This is a genomic window from Consotaella salsifontis, from assembly GCF_900167365.1.
GTDB lineage: Bacteria > Pseudomonadota > Alphaproteobacteria > Rhizobiales > Rhizobiaceae > Consotaella > Consotaella salsifontis.
Window position 1 is genome coordinate 228,375 of record NZ_FUXL01000001.1, and the last position, 23,849, is coordinate 252,223.

Consider the following 23,849-nt stretch of genomic DNA (forward strand, 5'->3'; position numbering starts at 1 on the left):
GCCAGCGTCAGCCTTCGGCTTCGGCCGGTGTCTTCCTCTTTTTCTGCTTCTGCTTGTTCCGGGCCAGCGCGGCCGGCTTTGTCGAGAAATGCCGGCCTCCGGGGTCGCGAACCAGATGCAGGGTGCGCTCGAAGAAGCTCTCCGAGTCGCTGCGGCCGATGTTGATGATGCCCGCCCGCGGCAGATCCTGCCGCATCACGTCCAGGATCGCACGGCTTCCCCGTTCCTCGAAGCTGCCCAGCGCCTGATCGATCACGATCCAACGCGGGCGGTGCAGCAGCATGCGCGCGAAGGCGACGCACTGCAGCTCTTCGTGGGACAATTCCCGATCCCAGCGCGCCCGGCGGTCGAGAGTGGCGATCAGGCGCTCAAGGCCAACCTTGCCGAGCACGGACGCAAAGTCCGCATCGGTGAAGAGTTCTGCGGTCGAGGGATAGGCGAGAATGGCGCGCAGCGTGTCCGGCGGGATGTAGGGCTGGCGGGGCATGAAGGCGATGTCGTCGCCGGCAGGCAGCCCGATCCGCCCCGAGCCCATGGGCCAAAGCTGCGCCAGGGCGCGGAAGAGATAGTGGCCGCCGAAGCCGGACTGGCCAATGACCTGCACGTGCTCACCCGGGAGAATCTCCACATGCTGCTCGTCGAGCAGCACGGTTCCGGCCGGAGAGGCGACCTTGAGGTCGTCGATGACGAGCTTGTCCTCCAGCAAGGTCGTGTACTCGATACGCTCGACCTGCGCATCCGCGACCACGTCCATGGCAACCACGGCATGCCGGAAGCTCGCGACGCGGTTGAAGGTCGCTCTCCAGTCCGCGATCGTGCTGAAATTGTCGATCGACCAGCGCAGCGCCTGCTGCACCTGATTGAAGGCGCCGACCACCATCATCAGCTGGCCGAAGGTCAGTTCCCCGCCGAAATAGCCGGGCGCCGCAACGAGAATGGGGGCGATCAGCGTGAACCAGCCGTAGCCGGTCGTGACCCAGTTCAGCCTTGTCTGCGCGAAGATGACCAGGCGCACGATTCGCAGTACGTTGCGCAGTTCCATATTGAGGCGAAGCTTCTCCTCGCCTTCGCCACGCGACAGGGTGATGTCGTCGATCTTCTCGTTGAGCCGAACCAGGGCGAAGCGAAGCTCGGCCTCCTGGGCGTAACGGGCGGTGTTGAGGCGGACGAGCGGCCGGCCGACGAGATAGCTGAACAGCGAGGCTGTGCCGGCGTAGAACAGGGCGCACCACACCATGTAGCCCGGAATCGAAAAGCTCTCTCCGGCGACATGGAAGACCACATCGCGCGACAGCACCCAAAGCACGCCGACGAAGCTGAGGAGCAGCATGCTCGCCTGGAAAAGGCCGACGGCGAGGTCTGTCGACAGCTCCGTAAGGTGGCGCGCGTCCTCGTGGATACGCTGGTCCGGATTGGCGCCTATTTCGCCCGCACCGGACAGTTTGAAGGCGCGGCCCGGCAGCAGCCACTGTTCGAAGAGTTCGTGCGTCAAACCCTCCCTCAGCCGCAGCTTCGTCATCTGGTTGAGCCAGTTCTGCGAGACGTTGAGGACCAGAAGACAGCCGGCGATGATCCCGAAGACGAGCAACTGAGTGAGGAATTGATCGAGGTCGCGCCGCGACAATGAGTCGTAGAAGGGCTGATTCCAAGCGTTCAGCCTGATCTGACCGTAGGCCGTCAGCAAGATGACGACGACCAGCCCGCTTGCGAGCACGAGGACGCGATTACGAACCCCTGAATGTTGAAAGGCTTCCAGCATCATCTTGAGCTGAAGGATGAAGCTGTTTTCGCCGTTCGGTTCGGTTTTGTCCTGGGTGCCGTCGGTCATCACGCAGAGATTCTCGCGAGACTAGTTCAGATATTTAGATAGCCGTGCGATCATGCGCCGGCCTGGAAGCGCGCCTTATTGCGTCTCTCGCTGCGAGGGCCGGCGCGCTGGATTTTCGGAGTTGGCGATGAACCGTGTCAACGCCCTTTTGTCCGCAATGACGATCGAAGAAAAGATCGGACAGCTTACGATGGTCACGGCCGGCTGGGCCGTGACAGGGCCGGTGCTCGCCGGCGACCCGCGCGAAGGCGTGCGTGCGGGGCGCATCGGGAGCCTGCTCAATCTCTGGGGACGCGACGTCGTCGACGATATTCAGCGACTCGCCGTGGAAGAGAGCCGGATGGGCATTCCGCTTCTCCTCGGCTTCGACGTCGTGCATGGCCACCGCACGGTGTTTCCGATTCCACTGGGCGAGGCCGCGGCCTTCGATCCCGATCTGTGGGAGAAAACCGCTGCCGCCGCGGCGGCAGAAGCCGGCGCTGACGGTCTGACCATGACGTTCGCGCCGATGATCGACGTCGCGCGCGATCCGCGTTGGGGGCGCATCGCCGAGGGGCCGGGAGAAGATCCGCTCGTGGCCAGCCGCATGGCGGTCGCCAAGGTGCAGGGCTTCCAGGGGAAGTCGCTGGCCAGCGTGGATCGCGTGGCCGCGACTGCGAAGCATTTCTGTGCCTATGGCGCCGCCACGGCGGGGCGCGACTACGCCTCGGTCGATATCGCCGAGCGCACTCTGGCGGAGGTTTATCTGCCGCCCTTCGAGGCTGCCGTCCGGGCGGGTGCCGCCGCCATCATGCCGTCGTTCAACGATATCGCCGGCGTGCCGATGACGGTTCATGTCCCGCTGCTGCGCGAGTGGCTGCGAGACCGGACCGGCTTCGATGGGGTGCTGGTCAGCGATTACACCGCGATCCCCGAGCTCTTGAAGCACGGCGTCGCCGCCGATCTGGTCGAGGCGGCCGCGCTCGCGCTGAAGGCGGGCGTCGATATCGACATGATGGGCTTTGCCTATGAGAAAGGTCTCGTCCCCGCGTTGGAGCGTGGCCTGATCGAGGAAAAACACATCAACGAATCGGTGCTCCGCGTCCTCGTCCTCAAGGAGCGTCTGGGCCTGCTTGACGATCCTTATCGGCATGGGACGCCCCGGTCGAGCGGCCAGCCCATTCCGGACCGGACAGCCCTGGCGCGCGAGGCGGCGCGCCGCTCGATGGTGCTGTTGAAGAACGATGGCGGGACGCTGCCGTTGTCCTCCGGGCTCGCCAGCATTGCTGTGGTCGGGCCGCTTGCCGAGGCGCGAGGAGACATGCGCGGCCCATGGTCGGCGGCGGGGCGCGATACCGATCCCGTGACCATCGTCGAGGGGCTGCGCGCGGCGCTTCCCGGCTGCCGGATCAGCACGGCTCCCGGCGTGGCGGTCGACGATCCGGACACAAAGGGCATTGCCGCCGCCGTCGAACTTTGTAGCAGGGCCGAAGCCGTCGTCCTCTGCCTCGGCGAGACCGCGACAATGAGCGGCGAAGCGGCCAGTCGCGCCGATCCCTGCATTCCAGGACGGCAGCGCGAGTTGGCGGAGGCCATCCTCGGGACTGGCCGCCCTGTCGTCGTGCTGCTGTCGTCGGGACGTCCCCTGGTCGCGCCCTGGCTGTTCGAGCGGGCCGACTGTGTGGTGGCGACCTGGTTTCTCGGCACCGAGGCAGGCCACGCGATCGCGGACGTCATCACCGGCAAGGCGGAGCCGACGGGCCGGCTCCCGGTGACATGGCCGCGCGCCGAGGGCCAGATCCCCATTTTCTACGGACAGCGTCCCTCGGGGCGCCCGTCCAACCCCGCCGACCATTACACAAGCAAATATCTGGATGTACCCGTGGAGCCGCAGTTCGCCTTCGGGCACGGCTGTTCCTATGGTCGGATCGACGTTGCGGCTGTGAGGGCGTCGCCGTCACACTTACGGGCAGACGGGCGGATTAGCGTTGAAGTCGACCTCACGAATGACGGCGAGCGGGCGAGCGAGACCACGGTGTTCGTTTTCATTCGCGATCCCGTGGCGAGCATCGCGCGACCCGTTCTGGAGCTCAAGGACTTCAAGCGAGCGGCACTGGACATCGGGCAGCGCCTGACGCTGCGCTTCGAGCTCAAGGCTGACGATCTTGCGTTCCTTGGGCACGACCTCGCGCCATGCCTGGAGCCGGGCGTGTTCGAGATCGCCGTGGGACAGAGCGCCGACCCGGTCCATCTGACGCGGACGACCGTCTGCCTCGACGGATAGGCGTGAGACGGGACGCGCAGGATCAGGCGGAGCTGCGCATCACTAGGCGCGCGGGAAACAGCGTCGAGCTGCCGGGCGTCACGGCTTTGGCGGAGGCGCTGCCGTCTTCGTTCTCGGTCGTCGCTTCCAGCAGGAGGTTGAGGCTGGTCGAGGCGATGGCGGCAAAATCCTGCGCCACTGTCGTCAGGGCCGGGCAGGAATAGTGGCTCAAGGGGTGGTCGTCGTGTCCGGCGACCCTGAGATCGGCCTCTGGGCCGCGCCCGATCTTCAGGCCATTCTGGCAGGCCGCCGCCATGACGCCAAACGCGATGCGGTCATTGGCGCACATCACGGTGCGCGTCGGAAAGCCGCCGGATGCAATCTGGCGGCTTGCTTCGGTGAAGCCGATTTCCTCGAAGCTCCAGTTCGCTGCGGTGGTCGTGATGATGCGCGCCTCCTGTCCCGCCTGGGCCATCGCCCGGGCATAGGCCTCGCGCCGCTCGACGGCGTTGGTCGTCACCTCGGGCATATCCATGTAGCAGGGCACCTCGCCGGTCCGGCACAGATAGTCGACCATCAACGCGATGCTTTGCTCGTTGTCGGTGCCGACGAACGGCGCGTCGACATCAATTCTGGAGTCGAGAAGAACGAGTTCGATTCGATCGTTCAGATTTCGGATGAGATCGACGTCGGTCTTGTAGCCGAGCGGCGCGACGATCGCGCCGGCGAGGTTCAACGACAGGAGGGTCTCGAATGCGGCGGTCTCGATGGCCTCCTCGCCATGCGAGCTGAGGACGATCGCCCAATAGCCTTCCTCGATGCACCGCAGTTCGATGCGCCGGACGATCTCCGCGAAGAACGGGTCGACCAGATGGGGCACGACGATCCCGATCGTCTTCGGTTTGCGACGGTTGAGGTTCTGCGCGAAGCGGTTGGGGCGGTAGTCGTATTGCTCAAGCGCCTCTTCGATCTGCCGCCGGGTGTTGTCGCGAACCGAACGGGGGTCCGAGAAATACTTGGCCACGGTCGGCCTCGACAAACCGCTGGCGGTGGCAAAGTCGCTCATCGTCCTGATCTTCTTTGCCATGGCCAGTTCGCCTTCGTCTGCTCGTCTCGAGAGGTACGATGCCGCGCCATTACGGACGCTCATCGCGGCTCAGTCAACAAAAATTATCACGTGCAAAGAATCAAGTTGACGCGTGAAATGTCATGAGGGATATATTCAGCATGGAAAGCGGCGGGAAGTCGGGTTCGCCCTGATTGGCCGACTTTCCGGGCACCGGAGGAGGTTCATCTCGCATCCGAGAGGGATGACCCGACCGGCGCTGAGGGAGGAGGGCGCATGCAGAAAGTCGTCACGATCGGCGAAATCGTCGTCGAGATCATGGCTTCCGAGCCCGGCGTCGGGTTTCTGGAGCCTTTGACCCTCAAAGGTCCTTTCCCCTCTGGTGCGCCGGCGATCTTCATCGACCAGGTCGCGCGCCTCGGCCAGCCCTGCGGCATTGTCAGCTGCGTCGGCAACGACGATTTCGGCCGGCTCAATGTCAATCGGCTCAAGGCCGACGGGGTGGATGTGTCCGCAATCCGGGTCATTCCCGAGTTTGCCACCGGCAGCGCCTTCGTGCGCTACCGCGAGGACGGCAATCGTGACTTCGTCTTCAACATCAAGCAGAGCGCCAACGGTCAGATTGGTCCCGCACCCGAGGTCGACGCGCTGCTGGCCAGTGCCGATTGTCTGCACGTCATGGGCTCGGCCTTGTTCTGCGAAGGGGTCGTCTCGCTGACTCTTCAGGCGATCGACGCCATCAAGGCCGAGCACGGCCTGATAAGTTTCGACCCCAATTTGCGCAAGGAAATGCTCGATCTGCCGGGCATGCGGCAGGCGATGGAGTCGATCCTCGAGCGGGCCGACCTGTTCCTGCCCAGCGGGCCGGAGCTTAATCTTTTGACGCAAGCCAAGGACGAGGCCGGCGCCATTGCCGAACTTTTGGCGAGCGGGGTCAAGGCGGTGGTCCTTAAGTGCGGCGCGCATGGCGCCAGCTATTTCGATGCTCAAGGTCGTATCGATCAGGCGGCCTTTCCGGTGGAAGAGATCGACCCCACCGGCGCCGGAGATTGTTTCGGCGGTGCTTTTGTCACAGCATGGCTGAGGGGGGAGAAGCCGGCCGACGCGCTTCGCCTTGCGGCGGGCGCTGGAGCGCTGGCCGTGACCCGAAAAGGGCCGATGGAAGGCACCTCGACGCGGGCGGAGATCGACGCGTTCTTGAGCCGCCAGGGTGCATCCGATCCCGTGGCCTGACGTAATTTCCTGACCGGCGAACGGCCGCGAAAGGGTGGCCTGCCGGTCTAGCCCAAGGAGGGGCGGGGATGGCAGCGATATCGAGTTTGGGCGAAGCAATCCTGACACATCGGCTCAACGGCCAGGAGGTCCACGAGATCATCCTGACGAATCCCGCCGGTGCGCGCGCCTCGATCCTTTCGTGGGGCGCCGTGGTGCGGGATCTTCTGGTTCCGCTGAAGGGCGGGACGCTGCGTCGCGTCGTGCTCGGTTATGCGGACATCAGCCAGTATGGCGAGAACGGCCCGCATCTCGGCACGGTCTGTGGCCGCGTCTGCAATCGCATCGCCCACGGACGTTTCACGCTCGACGGCAAGGACTATCAACTACCGGTGAACGGCGCGGGCGACGTGCACCTGCATGGCGGTCCGAAGGGCTTCACATTGCGCAACTGGGAGGTGGTCGAAGCTTCTGGTGATACCGTTCTGCTGCGGATCGTCTCGCCGGACGGCGAGGAAGGCTATCCCGGCACGGTCACTGTCACCTGCCGCTATACGCTCACCGGTGACAATACTCTGCGTATGGAGCTCGAAGGCGCGAGCGATGCGGCGACGCTCCTCAATATGACCAACCACAGCTATTTTACCCTGGCCGAGGGCGCTGTGGCCCAGGATCATTGGCTGGAGGTCGTCTCCGACCTTTACACGCCGACGCGGCCGAACCTGATCCCGACCGGCGAAGTGCTGCGGGTCGACGACAGCCGCTATGATTTCCGCGAGTTGCGCCGGCTCGGCGACAATTTCGAGGCCAATTTTGTGCTTCGCGGGGCCCGCGGCGCCGTCGTGCCTGTCGCGCGCCTGGCTTCTCCTGCGCGCGACCTCGAGATGGAAGTGGCGACCGATCAGCCGGGGCTGCTTCTCTACACCGCCGCCGGCCTCCGTGAAGGAGCCGGAACCGATGGCCAGCGCCTGGGGCCTAGTCTCGGAATTTGTCTCGAGGCCGCCGGGTTCTGCGACTCAGTGAACTGGCGGCACTTCCCGTCGCCGATTTTGCGTCCCGGCGAGACCTATCGCAACACCTGCGAGTATCGCTTTCGGGCGCTGTGACAAGCCTGGGGAGACACACAGCCTGGGAAGACCAATGACGGCGGGCCGGGTGCTCGCCGGTTCTGACCGGCCACTCAACAGATGGCCCCATGAGGAGGAATGACATGAAGCTCGAAGGAAAAGCAGCTCTCATTACCGGCGCGGCTCGCGGCATCGGCAAGGCCTTCGCCGAAGCCTACATCAGGGAAGGCGCGACCGTCTGCATCGCCGACATCAATGAGGAAGGCGCCAAGGCGACGGCCGCCGAGCTAGGCCCGAAGGCGTTCCCGCTGTTCATGGACGTCAGCAAGCAGGACTCGATCGAAAACGCCATCAGGACGATGGAAGAGAAGTGCGGCGGGATCGACATCCTGATCAACAACGCCGCCATCTTCCACATGGCCCCGATCACGGAGATCACGCGCGAGGACTACCAGAGGGTCTTCGACGTCAATCTGGCGAGCGTGATCTTTACCACCGAGGCGGCGGCCAATTCGATGATCAAGCGCGGGAAGGGCGGCAAGATCATCAACATGTCGAGCCAGGCCGGCCGTCGCGGCGAGGCCTTGGTCACGCTCTATTGCGCCACCAAGGCCGCGATCATCTCGATCACCCAGTCCTCGGCGCTGCACCTGATCAAATACGGCATCAACGTCAACGCGATCGCTCCGGGCGTCGTCAATGACGAACATTGGGACGGCGTCGACGCCGCGTTCGCCAAGGCCGAGGGGCTGAAGCCGGGTGAAAAGAAGGCGATGGTCGACAAGGCCGTGCCATTCGGACGCATGGCGAAGCCCGAGGAACTGGCGCCGATGGCGGTGTTCCTGGCCTCCGATGACGCGAACTACATTCTCGCCCAGTGCTACAATGTCGACGGCGGTCAGTGGATGAGCTGACGACCTTCGGGTCGACCGGCGGCGCGATTTGCTCGTGCCGCCGGACCGGAAGCCTGCTCCAGGACTGCTTGTAATAACCAAGGCGCCGGCAACAGCTCGATCCCGATGGACGGCTGATCCGTTCCGCGCGCCTCAGTTTTTGCGATCCTACTAAAACGTCACAGTACTACGTTTTAGCTTGCGATAATCGAATGGCCATGGTACCCCTGAGAACACATCGCGGAGGATGGAACGGCCGGAGGACCTGACTGAGGTTGGGAGGCCTTCCGACAGGAGCGTTCCTTCAAATCAATCAAAAACGTGTCGGCGGGATGCCTGCCGCACGGCGACGCCTGGCGCCATTCGGAGCGCCGGCACCAATTGCGCTGCCTGAAATTGAGCGGCACCCGCGAGGGCGGGAGAGGTGCGAGGAAACCGATGAAAAGCTTCAACTATTATCAACCGACGCGCTTGCTCTTCGGGTCGGGCCGGCGTTCGGAAGCCGGGGCCGCGGCGAAGACGCTGGCGGACAGCGCCTTGTTTGTCGTCGATCCAGTTCTTCTGAAGGTCGCCGCCGACAAGGTGGAGGATGTTCAAAAGTCGCTCAGCGAAGCGGGCGTACGGGCCGTGACCTTTAGCGACGTCGTTCCCAACCCGACGCTCGACGCGATTCAGCGCGGGGCCGAGATCGCCAAGTCCGAGGGGGTGAAAGCCGTGATCGGCATGGGTGGCGGTAGCGCCATCGACACCGCCAAAGCTATTGCCGTCGCCGCGACCCATCCCGGCACTGCATGGGACTATCTCTATTTCAAGAAGGCGCCGACCTCCGCCACGCTTCCCATCATGGCGATCAACACCACCTCGGGCACCGGCACACAGACCTCAAAGGTGTCGGTCTTCACCAACACCGAGGAGAGCTGCAAGTCGGCGATGTGGAACGACAATCTGCTCTGCCGCATCGCGATCATCGATCCGGAGCTCATGCTGAGCCTGCCTACGGGCGTTACCGCCTCGACGGGTTTCGACATCTTCACCCACACCTTTGAATCCTACATCAACACCGGAGCCTCGGAAGCCGTCGATGCCATAGCGCTCGACGCGATTGCGCGGGTGCTGCGCTCGCTGCCGGTCGCGGTGGTCAACGGTTCGAACCTCTCCGCGCGGGAGGATCTCGCCTGGGCCGATACGCTGGCCGGGCAGTGCCTTGCCAATGTCGGCACGACTCTTCCTCACGCCGCCGGTCAGCCGATCAGCGGACACTTTCCTAAGGTGAGCCACGGGGAGTCCCTTGCGGTGATCTATCCGGCCTTTGCCGAGTTCACTTGGCGCGGTGCCGTGGGCAAGTTCGCGAAGGTGGCGCGCATGTTCAATCCGGCCTTGTCGACCGCCTCGGAAGAGGTGGCGGCGCAGTCGCTGGAGCTTGAGATCGAGCGCTTCCTCAAGATGATCGGGCTTTACCGCCGTCTCGACGATTTCGGTATCACGCCTGCCGATATTCCGCCGATCCTCGCCCACGCCATGGAGTTTCCGGACAGCCAGGGCAACCCGATCGTCCCGAGCGAGGAGGATATGCGGCAGATCTACATGAAGAGCTTCCGCAAAGCCTAGAGCGCGGCGCGCGTGGGTATGACCTGCGAGGGAGGTGCCGCGCCGAGAGGCGAGCCGTCCGGGAGGGATGGCGGTTTAGAGCGATCGCGATTCGTCCCGGGCGGAGATGATGAGGCTCGCTAGCGCCTGCGCGATGAGCGCTCCACGATGACGCGGTTCCTTCGCCGAGGGCGGAGGGGCCGGATGCGAAACGATCGATGTGGGAGGCATGGATGTCTGCAGTGATCAGCGGGCAAGCCGCGCGAATTCCTGAGGGAGAGGTCGCCGACCCGATCCTCAAGGCCCGCGGCGTGGTCAAGCGGTTCCCCGGCGTGCTGGCGCTCAACAACATCCAGCTCGAATTGCGGCGCGGCGAGGTGCATGCGCTGTGTGGGGAGAATGGGGCGGGCAAGTCGACCTTGATGAAGGTCGTCACCGGCCAGCTTCAGCCGGACGAGGGCGAAGTCACCTACAAAGGGCAACCGGTTCACTTCGACACGCTCCAGGACAGCGAGGCCGCCGGTATCACGATGATCCACCAGGAGCTGAACCTGGTGCCGCACCTCACCGTTGCCGAGAATATCTTCCTGGCGCGCGAGCCGAAAAAGGGCTGGTTCGTTGACCGCAAGAAGATGGAGGCCGACGCACAGATCTTTCTCGATCGCCTGAAGGTCAACATCAAGGCGTCGGACCTCGTGCTCTCCCTTTCGGTCGCGCGCCAGCAGATGGTGGAGATCGCCAAGGCACTCTCGCTCAATGCCGAAGTGCTGATCATGGACGAACCAACGTCTGCGCTCACCGAGTCCGAGATCGACCAGCTTTTCGCGATCATTCACGAGCTGAAGCGCCAGGGCGTCGCCATCGCCTATATCTCGCATCGTCTGCAGGAGCTCGGGCGCATCGTCGATCGTGTCACCGTAATGCGAGACGGTGGCTACGTCTGGACCAAGCCTTTCGACGAAGTGACGGTGGACGATATCGTCGCCGCCATGGTCGGGCGCTCGCTCGAACAGCAGTTCCCCGAGCGCGTGTCCACACCGACGGACGAGCTCATCTTCGAGGTCAGGAACCTGTCCGGCGTCAGGAATTGCAGGAACGTCAATTTCACGCTCCGGCGCGGCGAAATCCTCGGCTTTGCCGGACTGATGGGCGCCGGGCGCACCGAAACCGCGCGCGCCATCTTCGGCGCTGATCCCAAGACGGGCGGCGAGGTGCTGCTGGAAGGTGAGGAAATCACCATCGCAAGCCCAGTGGACGCGATCAAGGCGGGCATCGCCTATCTGGCAGAGGACCGCAAGCTGAACGGCCTGTCGGTCAAGATGACCGTCAAGGAGAACATCACGATGGCCAATATCGAGGCTGTCGTCCGGCATGGACTGATCGACAAGGCCGCCGAGGCGCAGGCCGCCCGCCAGTCCATCGCCAAGCTCGGAATCAAGACGCCGTCGATCGATCAGGTGGTCCGCAATCTATCGGGCGGTAACCAACAGAAGGTCGTTATCGGCAAGTGGCTGTTTCGCGAGAGCCGTGTGCTCTTCTTCGACGAGCCGACACGCGGCATCGATGTAGGCGCGAAGTTCGCGATCTACCAATTGCTCGATCAGTTGGCGAGCGAGGGCATCGGCGTCGTGATGATTACCTCGGAGCTTCCGGAAATACTGGGAATGACCGACCGCGTCGTGGTTTTCCACGAAGGGGAGGTGTCGGGAATTCTGGAAACCAGGAAGACCGACCAGGAAGAGATCATGCAGTACGCCTCCGGCGTCAAACGCATGAGCCTGTGAAGAAAAACGCTGGAGGAGAACGAAAATGGCCAGTCTCGACTCGGCGATCGCGCATGAAAAAAGGTCCATCGACCGGAAGGCGATCATCCAGAAATTTGCCGCTCTCGCCGGCCTCGTGCTGCTGGTGATCGCATTCTCGCTGACGAGCGGCGCGTTCTTGACCATGAGCAACGTGGTCACGATCGCGCTTCAGACGTCGACCATCGCGTTCATCGGCATCGGCGCCACTGTCACGATCATCACCGCCGGCATCGACCTCAGCCTCGGCTCGGTCCTGGCGTTAGCCGGCGTCGTGGCCGCGATGGCCGCTCAAATGGGAGTGCCGGTACCGCTCGCGTTCCTCATCGGGGTGGCGACCGGCGGCGTGTGCGGGGTCTTCAACGGGCTGGTCATCACGCGGCTGAAGCTGCCGCCCTTCATCGCTACGCTCGGCATGATGATGATCGCGCGCGGCGTTGCGCTGCAAATCACGGGCGCGCGGCCGGTGTCGGGGCTTCCGTCCAGCTTTGGAACGCTGGGCAACGACTCGCTGTGGCGGGTCCTGACTGAAACGGCCAACGGCTTCCCGAAGATCGTGTTTCCGGGAATTCCTTATCCCGTGATCCTGATGGCCGTGCTTGCGATCATCATGGCGGTAGTGCTGCGTAAGACCCCCTTCGGCCGCCATCTCTATTCCATCGGCTCCAACGAGGAAGCGGCGCGCCTCTCCGGCGTGAAGATCACCAAGGTCAAGATCGGAGCCTATGTCCTGTCCGGGCTGATGGCGGGCGTGGCAGGCATTGTTCTGATGTCGCGTCTCGTGACCGGGCAGCCGAACGAGGGTGTTGCTTACGAGCTTGATGCCATCGCGGCGGCTGTCATCGGCGGCACTTCGCTCGCCGGCGGGGTCGGCACCATCTCGGGAACGATCATCGGCGCCTTCATCATCGGCATTCTTCGCAACGGGCTGAACATGAACGGCGTGTCGAGCTTCACGCAGATGATCATCATCGGACTCGTCATCATTGGCACGGTCTGGATCGACCAGCTTCGTAACCGACGCTGAGGTGCAAGGGGCGGGGTGCATCAGCTCTGAAAGAGTGCCCGGCGCGGTGGAATGCGCTGGCGCCCTCAAGTCCACCGAAACAGCCGGCCGGATCGGCTCCGCCGCTCACCAAACAAGAGGACCGCGCGCCCATGCCTGCGCGCTCCGTATGACAGATCGGGTCAGCCATTCGGCCGGACCGAGAACTCGACCAAAGGAGGAAAGGAGAGTTCCATGAAGACTTTGCTGATCAGCTTGATGGCCGCAACCGCGATGATGGCTTCCGCGCCAGCATGGGCCCAGAGCAACGAAATCGCGGTCATCGTCAAGACGGCCAACTCCAACTTCTGGCAGAACGTCAACAAGGGCGCCGAGGCGGCGCTCAAGGACTTGCCGGACTACACGATGACCTTCCAGGGACCGGCGGCCGAATCCAATGTGGCCGATCAGGTCAACATGGTGGAGAACGCGGTCAATCGCCACGTGGCAGGCATCGTCCTCGCGCCGTCCGATCCCGACGCGCTGATCCCCTCGATCAAGAAGGCTTGGGAAAACGCCATCCCCGTCGTTCTGATCGACAGCGGCCTGTCGGAGGAGGGCAGCAAATATTACCAGTCGTTCCTGTCCACCGACAACAAGGCGGCCGGCGAGCTGTGCGCCAAGGAAATGATCGAGCGCATGGGCAAGGAGGGCAAGGTCGCGATCATGTCCTATGTCCCCGGCGTCGGTTCGGAGATCGGGCGCGTCGGCGGGTTTACCGATTATATCAAGCAGAACTCGAACATCGAGATCGTCGGACCGCTCTATTCGCAGTCCCTCATGGCAACCGCGCTGAACCAGACGGTCGACACCCTGGCGGCTAACCCCGATCTGAAGGGCATCTTCGGCGCCAACGAGCCCACAGCGGCAGGCATGGGGCGGGCCATCGAACAGGCCGGCAAGGCCGGACAACTGACGGCGATCGGCTTCGACGGCAATCAGGACCTGCAGAACTTCGTGCGCAACGGCACATTGGATGGCATCGCCGTGCAGGGCTCGTTCCAGATGGGCGAACTCGGCATCCAGACCGTCGCGAAAGTCATCGCCGGCGACAAGGTCGAGAAGTTCATTGACACGGGCGTTGTCTTCGTCACGAAAGAGAATATCGATAAGCCGGAAGCAAAGAACGTCCTCTACTAAGGGCGGATGAATGGCTTGCCCGAGGGAACTGAGCCTTCGGGCAAGTTGCGAGACTGACGAGCTCTGTCGCGCGAGCCGACATGAGCAGATCGGACGAATGGCGTTTAACGGCTCGCTAGATGTGTCCGCCTGCCGAGAGGCTGGTGACGCGCGCCATGCGCCAAGGTGGCGCTGCCTTGCCGATGATAGAGACGACGATGAAATCCCTTCAGCTTTACCGCGACACCTTGGAATCCAACCGGGCTGGCAAAGGCGGGGCCGTGGCCTCGATTTGCTCGGCGCACCCTTATGTCCTGCGAGCGCTGTTCCGCTCGGCGCGTGAGCGCGAGACCGTGACACTAGTGGAATCCACCTCCAACCAGGTGGATCAGTATGGCGGATACACCGGCATGAAGCCGGCGGATTTCGTTCGGCTCGTCCGCGAGATCGCCGACGAGGAAGGTTTTCCGCAGGAGCGGCTGCTTCTGGGGGGCGATCATCTCGGCCCCAACTCCTGGCGCGCCGAAGGCTCTGTTGCGGCGATGGAGAAGACGCGGGCATTGGTGGAAGCCTACGTCAAGGCGGGCTATCGCAAGATCCATCTCGACGCCTCCTTCGTCTGCGCGGATGATAAAGCGCCCCTGACCGACGAGATCGTCGCCGAGCGTGCCGCCGAGATGGCGAAAGTCGCCGAAGCGAGTTGGGACGGCGAGCCGCCGCTCTACATTGTCGGCACCGAGGTGCCGACGCCGGGCGGCGCGCTCGATGACGAGGAAATGCACGTCACCGGTCTGGAGGATGTGCGCAAGACCTTGGAAACGTTTCAGGCCGCGTTTCGGCGCCACGGGCTCGATGCGGCGTGGGAGCGCGTCACGGGGCTCGTCGTCCAGCCGGGCGTCGAGTTCGGCGACGGGATGGTGCATGACTATGCCGGCGCGCCGGATCTGTCCCTGACCATCCTGGACTACCCTGGAATGGTCTTCGAGGCCCATTCCACCGACTATCAGACGCCCGAGAACCTCAGCCGCCTCGTTCGCGACCATTTTGGCATCCTCAAGGTCGGGCCTTGGCTGACCTACGCGGTGCGCGAAGGATTGATGGCGCTGGAGTTGATGGAACGGGAGTCGAAGCCGGCTGAGCCGTCCCATTTCCGCGATGTCCTGACCCGCGTCATGAAGGAAAATCCGAAGCACTGGAAATCCTATTACACGGGCGATCAGGCCGAGATCGACCATAAGCTGATCTACAGCTATTCCGATCGCGCCCGCTATTACCTGCCACACCCCGGCGTGAAGGCAGCCATCGGGCGGCTGATCCAGAATCTTCCGGCCCTGGTGCCGGAGCCCTTGCTCAGCCAGTACCTGCCGGCCCAGTATCGCGCCGTGCGCGCGGGCCATTTGAAGGCGGCGCCGGTTGACCTGGTGATCTCGCATGTCAGTGAGGTCATCGACTTCTATCTCGACGCCTAAAGGAGCTTGTTCCGTGCTTCGCAATATTTCTCCGCTGCTTTCGCCGGATCTCCTCGTTGCCCTCTACCGCATGGGGCATGGCGACGAGATCGTCCTGGCCGACGCGCATTTCCCGGCCGACAGCGTCAACACCCGCGTCATCCGCGCCGACGGTCTGTCCATCGCGCCGCTGATCGATGCGATCCTGCCGCTTTTCGTGCTGGACACCTATGTTACCGACCCCCTCGTGATGATGTCGGCGGCTTCCGGCGACAGCCTCGACCCCGAAATGTTGAAAGGCTACCGTTCGGCCATCGGGAAGCACGCTCCGGATGCGCCGGACATCCAGTTCATCGAGCGCTTTGCCTTCTATGATCGAGCCCGCAGCGCCTATGCCGTCGTCTTGACCGGAGAAACGGCGAAGTACGGCAACATCATTCTGAAGAAGGGTGTCACCCCGGCGGAGTGACGCGGAAGGGGCGGAGTGCTGCGGCTATCCGCTGTCCGCCTCACTCCAGATTGCCGGTTCCTGCTGCAAGAGCGTGAAAGGGCTGCATTTTGACGGCCTCTTGCGCTACGGCATTCTACTCGATCGATGATAGTTTGGCTTTAGAGGACTTCCGTGTCCGCTTCGCGGAAGGCATGGGATGCGCCGCCCGGACGAAGTGGAATCGGTCGTGGGATGTCGTGCTTTGAAAGGACCGGGACCGCGATGCGGGAGAAAAAGAGCAATACCCAGGGTGCCAGACCCGTTTCCATCCGGGGCATCGCCGGCATCACTGGGTTCTCCACGACGACAGTCAGTCTCGTGCTCAATGGGCGCGCGGAAAACTTCAACATCTCGAACGAGACGCGAGATCTTATCCTGGCGAAGGCCAAGGAGCTAAACTATCAGCCGAATCTCCATGCTCGCAATCTTCGGAGCGGGCGAAGCGACATCCTTGGACTGACGGTGCCGACCCTGCGCAATCCCTTCTTCGGGGAATTGGCCGAAGCCTTCGAGGCGCGGGCGAGGGCTGAGGGCAAACTGGCGCTGATCTACGTGACCCAGTATGAGCGCGCCGAGGAACTGGGCGCGATCCGCTATTTCCTCTCCCAGCAGGCCGACTGCATCTTCGTGGCGAACCCTATGGGAGCGGAGGAGATCGCCGCGCTTTGCGAGCGCGGCAGCACGCGCCAGATCTTCATCGACGCCGAGGCCGAAGGCCGGACGACGGTCAGCACGGATAACCTCAAGGCGGCGGAGGAACTGACGCGGGCTACAATGGCCTCGATGGTGCGGGAGGGACGGCGCGGGCGCATCTACTTCTTCGGCGGCATGGCGGACCATCAGGTGACACGTCTTCGCCTGGAAGGTTTCAAGGCGGCCCTTGCCGAGGCGGGACTGCCCTTTTCGCCGTCGCAGGTCATCTGGTCTCCGTTCAACGCCGAAGAATCCTACGAGATCATCCGGGACCATATTCGGTCGAGCGGCGACATCGCGGGCATGTTCGTCAACTCCATCGTGCCGATGGAGGGGCTCATCCGATACTTCCCAGAGAACCCCGAGGTCTGCGGCGCGATCCACTACGGCGTCTTCGACAGCTCCCCCTATTTGCGGCTGCTCACCAATCTGAGGATCGCGAGCGTCAAGCAAGATTCCAGGGGCATCATGGGCGCGGCCTTCGATCTGTTCAGGTCCGGCGCGTCCGGAAAAGAGGGCGTGGCCATCAACGTCCCTTATGAGCTTATCGCGCCGGTCGCCGGCGGCGCCAGCCAGCCAGCCGGCGAGCATTCCTGACCGCTCGGACGCTCGGCGGACGCCGAGCAATACCGTAGCTAGAGGACGCCGCGCCCGATCCCGCCCATGGCCGATAGGTGACGGAGCCTAAGCAAGGGCGGCCACCGTTTCCGAGCCTTCCGATTTCCCGATGAGACGCGATCTCGTTGGGGGCGCGCTGGCCACCACGCGTCCCGAGAGATCGTCGTTGACAGCATGACAAATGCGATGCTAGACCAATGCACACGTGAGCATTGCTGCTTTTGCGCGCTGTGACCGGCGCATGGCTGCTCATGGGCAATGGGAAAAAGCGGTAGGGCAGCCGTCCATCGATGGGCGAGTTGTGGCTTTCGGAGGAGTTGGAATGGCCGACGGGTTCGTCGATCTTGCTGCTGACGAAGATGCGGCACGGCTTGTCCTGGAGCGCATGGGCCTACTGGAGCGCGCCGAAGCTTTCTCCGTGGAACCGCTTGCGGGTGGGGTCTCCTCAAACGTCCTAAAGATATCTCGCCGTGGCGAAACGTTTTGCCTAAAGCAAGCCCTGCCGAAGCTGAAGGTCTCCAAGGATTGGCAGGCGCCGATTGAGCGCGTTTTCAGCGAGATCGATTGGCTGACCGTTGCGGGCGCCATCGTGCCGGAGGCAGTTCCCGCCATCCGGGGCATCGATCGAGAGACCGGCTGCTTTGCTATGGATTTTCTGCCGGCGGAGGACCATGCCAACTGGAAGACGCTGCTTCTTGCCGGCACACTGGACATGGGGTTCGCCAACAGCGTCGGGCGCGTGTTGGGGTGCATTCATCAAGCGACAGCAAACGATGCCGGCTTGGCGGCGCAGTTTGCCAACGACGCCAATTTCGATGCGCTGCGCCTCGATCCCTATCTCGGAGAAACGGAGCGCCAGAACCCGGATCTCGCCGACGAGATCAAGGCGGTCAGGCTGCGGACGCGCGAAACCCGGCGCGCCTTGGTTCACGGCGATGTCAGCCCGAAGAACATTCTGAGCGGTCCCCGTGGCCCGGTGCTTCTGGATGCCGAGTGCGCTTGGTACGGCGATCCGGCCTTCGACCTTGCCTTCTGCCTCAACCATCTGCTGCTGAAGAGTGTGCGCGATCCGGCGCGTGCTGAGGCTCTGCTTCAGTTGTTTGACGCTTTTGTCGCCGCCTATTTCAGCGAAGTTTCGTTCGAGCCGGCTCCCGAATTGGAGAAGCGCACGGCACATCTGCTGGCCTGCCTGCTTCTGGCGCGCGTCGATGGCAAATCGCCGGTCGAGTATCTCGACGACGACCAGCGCGCGAGGCTGCGGAGCTTGGCCCGCGAGCTTGTGCGGCAGATGCCGTCATCCTTGCAGAGTTTCAAGCAATCCTTCGAAGGGGGCATCCGCTCGTGAGCACCATCAAAGAGGTCAAGGCGCGCCGCGTATGGGATTCGCGCGGCTGGCCAACCGTGGAAGTCGACGTCGTGCTGGAGAGCGGTCGCTTCGGGCGCGGCATGGCGCCGGCGGGCGCCTCGCGCGGGACGCACGAGGCCGTCGATCTTCGCGATGGCGGAACAGCATTGGCCGGCAAGGATGTGCAGAAGGCGCTGAACGCGATCGAAACCGAGATCGCACCCGTGCTAAAAGGCATGAACGTCGTTGATCAGGCAGCTATCGACGGTCGGATGAAGGAGATGGACGGCACCGCCAATCTGGCGAGGCTGGGCGGCAATGCGGTCATCGCCACGTCCATGGCGGTTCTCAACGCGGCCGCGGCCGACGTCGAGCTTCCGCTCTGGCGCCACCTGGCGGGCGATGCGCCTGTTCGCCTGCCGCTGCCGCAGATCCAGATTTTTGGCGGCGGCGCCCACGCCTCGCGCCGGATCGACATTCAGGACCTGATGGTGATCGCCATCGGCGCCACTTCCTTCCGTCAGGCGACGGAGATGACGGCCGAGGTTTATTTGAGCGCCGGGCGCATCATGGCCGAGCGTGGCCTGTTGCAGGGCGTCGCCGACGAGGGCGGTTATTGGCCGGCCTTCGACAACAACGAACAGGCGCTGGACACGCTGGTCAAGGCGATCGAGGGCGCCGGCTACGTGCCGGGCGAGGACGTGGCGATCGCTCTCGACATCGCGTCTTCGGAGTTCGGCAAGAACGGGCGCTATCGTCTCGCCCTGGAATCGCGCGACTACGATTCCGACGGCATGTGCGAGCTCCTGCTGAAGTGGCTCGACCGCTATCCCATCGTCTCCATTGAGGACCCGCTGGCCGAGGACGACGAAGCCGGATTGATCGCCTTCACGAATGCGGCGGGCGCCAAGGTCCAGATTGTCGGTGACGACTATCTGGTGACGGACGGCCAAAGGGTTCGTCGCGCCTCGGAGATCGGCGCCTGCAACTGCGTGCTGGTCAAGCCCAATCAGGCCGGCACCATCACCGATACCAGGGCCGCGCTGGATGCCGCCAGGCAGGCAGGCTTCGGCGCGATTGTTTCGGCGCGCTCGGGAGAGACGGAAGATTTCATCATCGTCCATCTGTCCACCGGCTGGGACGCGGGTCAGCTCAAGGTCGGTTCCTTCGCGCGCTCCGAGCGCATGGCCAAGTGGAACGAGGCGATCCGCATCGAGGAGAGCGATTTGCCCTTTGCCGGGCGCGGCGCATTGGTCCGTTCCTGAATTGAAAGAGCCGGTGCGACGGCTTGAGGAGGTGTCATGAAGATCGTCGTTCTCGACGGATATACGCTCAACCCCGGCGATCTGTCCTGGGCCGCGTTCGAGGCGTTCGGTGCGCTGAGCGTCCACGATAGAACGCCCGAGCCCGCTGTCGTCGAGAGGATCGGTGAGGCTGAAGCCATCTTCACCAACAAGACGGTGATTACGCGTCAGCACCTCGACGCTTGCCCGAACGTACGGTTCATTGGCGTTCTGGCGACCGGCTACAACGTGGTCGATATCGCAGCAGCCAGGGATAGGGGCATCGTCGTCGCCAATGTGCCGACCTACGGCACGGCCTCGGTCGCGCAGTTCGCGACCGCGCTTCTTCTGGAGTTATGCCACCACGTCGGGGCCCATAGCGAGGACGCCAGGAGCGGGCGCTGGGCCCGATCGGAAGACTTCTGCTACTGGACCTCGCCGCTGGTGGAACTGGCCGGCAAGACGGTGGGCATCATCGGTTTCGGGCGCATCGGCCAGGCCTTCGGTCGGGTGGCGCAAGCCTTGGGCATGAACATCCTCGCCCATGACGAGCATCCGAATGCAAACCTCGAAGAAGAGGGGCTGCGGTATTGCTCGCTCGACGAGCTTTACGCCAAGAGCGACGTCATCAGCCTTCACTGCCCGCTGTTCGAGAACAATCGAGGCATGATCAATGCGGCGGCGATCGCGAAGATGAAGAAGGGCGTCTTCCTCATCAACACCTCGCGCGGCCCGCTGATCAATGAGCAGGATCTGGCCGATGCCCTGAGCCGCGGTCACGTCGGTGGCGCGGGGTTGGACGTGCTCTCCAGCGAGCCTCCCGCACCCGACAACCCGCTGCTTTCCGCCCCCAACTGTATCGTGACGCCACACATTGCCTGGGCGGCACGCGAGGCGCGGTCGCGCATCATGAACACTGCGGCGGAAAACCTCGCGGCCTTCGTCGGCGGCAATCCCCAGAACGTGGTCAATTCCTGACCCTTTACGCGGCGCGGACATTCCGTGAGCGCGGCCATCAATTCGGAGACGGACAATTGCAGACGGTCGGCAAGATCGAGAGCGCGGCGCTGCGGCTGCGCACGGCCTATGAAACTCGCACGACATGCGAACCGGTGCGCGACCTCGTGGAACCGGCGTCACTGGAAACGGGGTATGCCATCCAGCGCGCCAATGTCCGCCATTGGGAGGATGCGGGACGCCGCGTCGTCGGTCGAAAGGTGGCGCTCTCCGCCAAGGCGGTGCAGCAGCAGATGGGCGTGTCGTCGCCGACCGCCGGCGTGCTCTTCGACGATATGTGCGCGGTCGACGGCGCCGAGCTGAGCATTGCCGATCTCGTCCAGCCCAAGCTGGAGACCGAGGTGGCCGTGGTGCTGGAGCGCGATCTCCCCCATGAGCGACACACGGTCGCCGACGTCCTCAGCGCCATAGCCTATGCCGTCCCCGCGTTTGAGATCGTGGGCAGCCGTGTTCGGAACTGGGATGTCTCGGCGCTCGATTTCATCGCCGACAACTCGGCGGCCAGCATGATCGTCCTGGGCACGCGGCCGAAGCGCCTCTCCGATTTCGACATTCTGCGCTGCGCCATGGAGACAAGGCGCAACGGCGAGGTGGCGACGACGGGAACGGGCGCGGCCGTGGCGGGCAATCCGGTCAACGCGCTGATCTGGCTGGCGGATGCTCTGGTGCGTGCCGGCCGCCCTTTGGAAATCGGAGAGATCGTGATGACGGGGTCGCTGGGTCCGATGGCTCTGGTCGGCGAGGGGGAGCACTATTGCGGCGCCATCTCAGGGCTGGGCTCCGTCGACCTTCATTTCGTACCCTAGCCGCCTCGGCGGCTTCCCCGATCCGCGTCTTTGCGAAAGCCAAGCACATGAAGATTGCCAAGAACTCGCTCAAGGCAGCGCTCGCCGAAGGAAAGACTCAGATTGGCTTGTGGAGCCAGCTGGCCAACCCGTTCGTCGTCGAGATGATCGCCGGCGCCGGCTTCGATTGGATTGGGCTGGACGCCGAGCATGGACCGAGCGACCTTGTCGGCATCTATCATCAGCTCCATGCATGCCTCGCCGCCGGCTCCTCGCATCCGATGGTTCGTCTTCCGTCCTTCGACAAGGTGGCCATCAAGCAGTATCTCGACATCGGGGTGCAGACGCTCCTGATCCCTCAGGTCGATAGCGCCGACATGGCCCGCGCCATCGTCAAGGCGACGCGCTATGCGCCGGCAGGCGAACGCGGCTATTGCAACGCGCCGCGCGCCTCCAATTTCGGCCGGGTCAAGGACTATCCCTTCGTTGCAGCAGACGAGCTCTTCCTGATCGCCCAGCCGGAATCGATGCTGGCGGTCGAAAATCTGCCCGCCATGGTCGAGGTGGACGGCATCGACGCGTTCTTCTTTGGCCCCGGAGACCTGTCCGCCGACATGGGGCACCTTCACCAAGGCAATCATCCGGAGATCGTCGACGTGCTCTCCAAGGCGGCCCGCGTCGTGCGCGACGCTGGAAAGGCCGCCGGCATCATCTGTTCCGACGAGGCATTGACCCGGCGCTATATCGACATGGGCTTCAATATCGTCGCCGTTGGTTCCGACCAGGGACTTCTGGTCAAGGGAGCGGACGCGCTGGCGGCGCGTTTTCGACAAGCCTGATCGCTTCCTTGCGCAGGGTTTCCATTGCCGTCAGCGAGTTCTATTCGTATGACCGTGCGATGCTCTAGGGGCCGATCTTGCCGAACAACGTAAAAGGTGCCGGGACCGGCCCGACCATCAAGCAATTGGCACAGACGCTGGGCATGGCGCATTCGACGGTTTCGCGAGCGCTCAACGATCATCCCGCCATCAGTGATGCCACAAAGGAGCGGATACGGCGCGCCGCTGCCGAGTTTGGTTATGTCCCGAACACGGCGGCGCGCATGCTTCGCACGTCTCAAAGCGGGATCGTGGGTCTGGTGGTGCCCGACATCGTCAACCCGTTCTTCTCGCGCGTCGCCAAGTCCATTTCCAGCCTCGCCATGGAGCACCGCTGGCAGGTGGTGCTTTCCGATACGGCGGGCGATCCCGAGAGAGAGCGGCTGGCGGTCGAGAGCCTCCTGAGGACGCGCGCCGAGGGCGTCATCATCTCGGTGACGGAGGACCCGCTGCCGGAAACCATCGAAATGCTCGGCCGGCTGCGGGTGGTCCAGTTTCTGCGCAGCCATCCGAGCATTAGGGCGCCGGTCGTCAAGATCGGCGATTTCGAAGCGGTGGCGACGGCGACCGCCCATCTTCAGTCGCTGGGCCACACGAATATCGGGTTCATCGGCTCGCCCGCCTCGCTCTCGACGGGCTTCGAGAGACGATCCGGCTTCCTGTCGCGCTTTCCGTCTCGTCCGCCGGAGGAGGACCTCGTGGTTTGCGGTCCGGTCACGCCGGAGTTCGGCACCGAGGCATTTCTCAGAATGATCAGCCGGGACGATCCGCCGACGGCCATCGTTCTCGGCAGCGCGTCCTATTCCCAGGGCGTCGCCGTCGCGGCGAACCGGGCGCGTATCCAAATCCCTGAGGATCTGTCGATCGTCGGGTTCGGCGACACCTATTTGAACGAGGTGCTGCTCGGCGGTCTCACGACCATGGTTCTTCCCTTGCAGGAAATCGCCGACACTTGCGTCGAAACCTTGCGCCTAAGCTTCGCTCAATCCGAGCGAGCGGCGGAGGCCGGCGACGGCTTGGCCATCATTCAGTCGCTGCCGGCCCGCCTCTTGCTGCGCAGCACCACTCGCAAGCTCGATGTCTAGCCGGTCGGCCACACAACGGTTGCCGTTGCCGATGCCCGTACTCTCCAGGAGACGTCGTCGATGAGCTTGCGGCCGAGCGCCTGTCGACCCCTCTGAAAATCCGGAAGCCCGCATCCACGTTTTCGCTCCGTTCCGGGGCGGATTGGGTGACGTGCTTGATGCCGCGTGGCCTGACCGCACGAAGGCGGCGTGGCGATCGAGTGAAGGCGAGACATCCTGCCGCTGAATTTTTATTTGACGAACAAAAGCGCCCAACGTACGATGCACACGTGAGCATTAAGGGATGGCGCTGGCGCGTGGGAGTGTCAAGCGTTCGCGATTCCGCCGCCTTGATGACTTGCCAAAG

Annotated in this window: 19 protein-coding genes; 17 read left to right on the forward strand and 2 right to left on the reverse strand. The window is 63.5% G+C overall.

The window, feature by feature from the left end:
* Positions 1-7 precede the first annotated feature (7 nt).
* Complete coding sequence (locus tag B5D38_RS01065; protein ID WP_078706517.1) at positions 8-1,828, reverse strand: ABC transporter ATP-binding protein/permease; 1,821 nt, start codon at positions 1,826-1,828, stop codon at positions 8-10.
* Between the two features lie 127 nt (positions 1,829-1,955).
* On the opposite strand from B5D38_RS01065, the gene B5D38_RS01070 reads away from it, so the two are divergent.
* A complete protein-coding gene (locus B5D38_RS01070) occupies positions 1,956-4,091 on the forward strand; it encodes a glycoside hydrolase family 3 N-terminal domain-containing protein (protein ID WP_078706518.1) in 2,136 nt (711 codons plus the stop codon).
* 22 nt (positions 4,092-4,113) lie between these two features.
* On the opposite strand, the gene B5D38_RS01075 is transcribed toward B5D38_RS01070, so the two are convergent.
* Positions 4,114-5,157 (reverse strand): LacI family DNA-binding transcriptional regulator, encoded by a 1,044-nt coding sequence (locus B5D38_RS01075; protein WP_078706519.1) that lies wholly within the window; start codon positions 5,155-5,157, stop codon positions 4,114-4,116.
* A gap of 255 nt (positions 5,158-5,412) precedes the next feature.
* Between B5D38_RS01075 and B5D38_RS01080 the strand changes: the two genes are divergently transcribed.
* From B5D38_RS01080 to B5D38_RS01155, 16 genes are all read left to right on the forward strand, one after another.
* Positions 5,413-6,369 carry a tagatose kinase gene (locus B5D38_RS01080; protein WP_078706520.1) on the forward strand — a complete coding sequence of 319 codons (957 nt, stop codon included), beginning with the start codon at positions 5,413-5,415 and terminating at the stop codon, positions 6,367-6,369.
* Between the two features lie 68 nt (positions 6,370-6,437).
* Entirely contained in the window at positions 6,438-7,454 is a 1,017-nt protein-coding gene (locus B5D38_RS01085) for an aldose epimerase family protein (RefSeq protein WP_078706521.1), read from the forward strand.
* A 104-nt stretch (positions 7,455-7,558) separates the two neighbouring features.
* On the forward strand, positions 7,559-8,329 hold the full coding sequence (locus B5D38_RS01090) for an L-iditol 2-dehydrogenase (protein WP_078706522.1): 771 nt from the start codon (positions 7,559-7,561) through the stop codon (positions 8,327-8,329).
* Between the two features lie 417 nt (positions 8,330-8,746).
* Entirely contained in the window at positions 8,747-9,916 is a 1,170-nt protein-coding gene (locus B5D38_RS01095; RefSeq protein WP_078706523.1) for an iron-containing alcohol dehydrogenase, read from the forward strand.
* 212 nt (positions 9,917-10,128) lie between these two features.
* Positions 10,129-11,679: a sugar ABC transporter ATP-binding protein gene (locus B5D38_RS01100; protein ID WP_078706524.1), complete on the forward strand. Its 1,551-nt coding sequence runs from the start codon at positions 10,129-10,131 to the stop codon at positions 11,677-11,679.
* Between the two features lie 25 nt (positions 11,680-11,704).
* The gene (locus B5D38_RS01105) at positions 11,705-12,724 is read left to right on the forward strand and encodes an ABC transporter permease (protein ID WP_078706525.1); all 1,020 of its coding nucleotides are present in this window, start codon (positions 11,705-11,707) and stop codon (positions 12,722-12,724) included.
* Between the two features lie 213 nt (positions 12,725-12,937).
* Positions 12,938-13,882, forward strand: coding sequence for an ABC transporter substrate-binding protein (locus B5D38_RS01110; RefSeq protein ID WP_078706526.1), 945 nt, complete (start codon positions 12,938-12,940; stop codon positions 13,880-13,882).
* A 197-nt stretch (positions 13,883-14,079) separates the two neighbouring features.
* The gene (locus B5D38_RS01115; protein ID WP_078706709.1) at positions 14,080-15,330 is read left to right on the forward strand and encodes a class II D-tagatose-bisphosphate aldolase, non-catalytic subunit; all 1,251 of its coding nucleotides are present in this window, start codon (positions 14,080-14,082) and stop codon (positions 15,328-15,330) included.
* A gap of 13 nt (positions 15,331-15,343) precedes the next feature.
* Positions 15,344-15,778, forward strand: a complete 435-nt coding sequence (fucU, locus tag B5D38_RS01120) for an L-fucose mutarotase (protein ID WP_078706527.1) — start codon at positions 15,344-15,346, stop codon at positions 15,776-15,778.
* Between the two features lie 243 nt (positions 15,779-16,021).
* Positions 16,022-17,089 (forward strand): LacI family DNA-binding transcriptional regulator, encoded by a 1,068-nt coding sequence (locus B5D38_RS01125; RefSeq protein WP_165690748.1) that lies wholly within the window; start codon positions 16,022-16,024, stop codon positions 17,087-17,089.
* Positions 17,090-17,432: 343 nt separating this feature from the next.
* Positions 17,433-18,455, forward strand: coding sequence for a phosphotransferase (locus tag B5D38_RS01130; RefSeq protein ID WP_078706529.1), 1,023 nt, complete (start codon positions 17,433-17,435; stop codon positions 18,453-18,455).
* A complete protein-coding gene (eno, locus tag B5D38_RS01135) occupies positions 18,452-19,720 on the forward strand; it encodes a phosphopyruvate hydratase (RefSeq protein ID WP_116002539.1) in 1,269 nt (422 codons plus the stop codon). Before B5D38_RS01130 ends, eno begins: the two co-directional genes overlap by 4 nt.
* A gap of 36 nt (positions 19,721-19,756) precedes the next feature.
* Positions 19,757-20,716, forward strand: a complete 960-nt coding sequence (locus B5D38_RS01140) for a D-2-hydroxyacid dehydrogenase (protein WP_078706531.1) — start codon at positions 19,757-19,759, stop codon at positions 20,714-20,716.
* 56 nt (positions 20,717-20,772) lie between these two features.
* On the forward strand, positions 20,773-21,561 hold the full coding sequence (locus B5D38_RS01145) for a 2-keto-4-pentenoate hydratase (protein WP_078706532.1): 789 nt from the start codon (positions 20,773-20,775) through the stop codon (positions 21,559-21,561).
* A 47-nt stretch (positions 21,562-21,608) separates the two neighbouring features.
* Positions 21,609-22,379 (forward strand): HpcH/HpaI aldolase family protein, encoded by a 771-nt coding sequence (locus tag B5D38_RS01150; protein ID WP_078706533.1) that lies wholly within the window; start codon positions 21,609-21,611, stop codon positions 22,377-22,379.
* Positions 22,380-22,456: 77 nt separating this feature from the next.
* Positions 22,457-23,503: a LacI family DNA-binding transcriptional regulator gene (locus tag B5D38_RS01155; RefSeq protein ID WP_131829839.1), complete on the forward strand. Its 1,047-nt coding sequence runs from the start codon at positions 22,457-22,459 to the stop codon at positions 23,501-23,503.
* Positions 23,504-23,849: the final 346 nt, after the last annotated feature.

What these genes read in the sequence shown, in the direction of transcription:
- B5D38_RS01110 (WP_078706526.1), top strand. Translation starts at nt 12,938, where the DNA reads ATGAAGACTTTGCTGATCAGCTTGATGGCCGCAACCGCGATGATGGCT.
- B5D38_RS01080 (WP_078706520.1), top strand. Translation starts at nt 5,413, where the DNA reads ATGCAGAAAGTCGTCACGATCGGCGAAATCGTCGTCGAGATCATGGCT.
- B5D38_RS01130 (WP_078706529.1), top strand. Translation starts at nt 17,433, where the DNA reads ATGGCCGACGGGTTCGTCGATCTTGCTGCTGACGAAGATGCGGCACGG.
- B5D38_RS01105 (WP_078706525.1), top strand. Translation starts at nt 11,705, where the DNA reads ATGGCCAGTCTCGACTCGGCGATCGCGCATGAAAAAAGGTCCATCGAC.
- B5D38_RS01095 (WP_078706523.1), top strand. Translation starts at nt 8,747, where the DNA reads ATGAAAAGCTTCAACTATTATCAACCGACGCGCTTGCTCTTCGGGTCG.
- B5D38_RS01150 (WP_078706533.1), top strand. Translation starts at nt 21,609, where the DNA reads ATGAAGATTGCCAAGAACTCGCTCAAGGCAGCGCTCGCCGAAGGAAAG.
- B5D38_RS01100 (WP_078706524.1), top strand. Translation starts at nt 10,129, where the DNA reads ATGTCTGCAGTGATCAGCGGGCAAGCCGCGCGAATTCCTGAGGGAGAG.
- B5D38_RS01140 (WP_078706531.1), top strand. Translation starts at nt 19,757, where the DNA reads ATGAAGATCGTCGTTCTCGACGGATATACGCTCAACCCCGGCGATCTG.
- B5D38_RS01085 (WP_078706521.1), top strand. Translation starts at nt 6,438, where the DNA reads ATGGCAGCGATATCGAGTTTGGGCGAAGCAATCCTGACACATCGGCTC.
- B5D38_RS01125 (WP_165690748.1), top strand. Translation starts at nt 16,022, where the DNA reads ATGCGGGAGAAAAAGAGCAATACCCAGGGTGCCAGACCCGTTTCCATC.
- B5D38_RS01075 (WP_078706519.1), bottom strand. Translation starts at nt 5,157, where the DNA reads ATGGCAAAGAAGATCAGGACGATGAGCGACTTTGCCACCGCCAGCGGT.
- B5D38_RS01115 (WP_078706709.1), top strand. Translation starts at nt 14,080, where the DNA reads ATGAAATCCCTTCAGCTTTACCGCGACACCTTGGAATCCAACCGGGCT.
- B5D38_RS01090 (WP_078706522.1), top strand. Translation starts at nt 7,559, where the DNA reads ATGAAGCTCGAAGGAAAAGCAGCTCTCATTACCGGCGCGGCTCGCGGC.
- B5D38_RS01065 (WP_078706517.1), bottom strand. Translation starts at nt 1,828, where the DNA reads ATGACCGACGGCACCCAGGACAAAACCGAACCGAACGGCGAAAACAGC.
- B5D38_RS01070 (WP_078706518.1), top strand. Translation starts at nt 1,956, where the DNA reads ATGAACCGTGTCAACGCCCTTTTGTCCGCAATGACGATCGAAGAAAAG.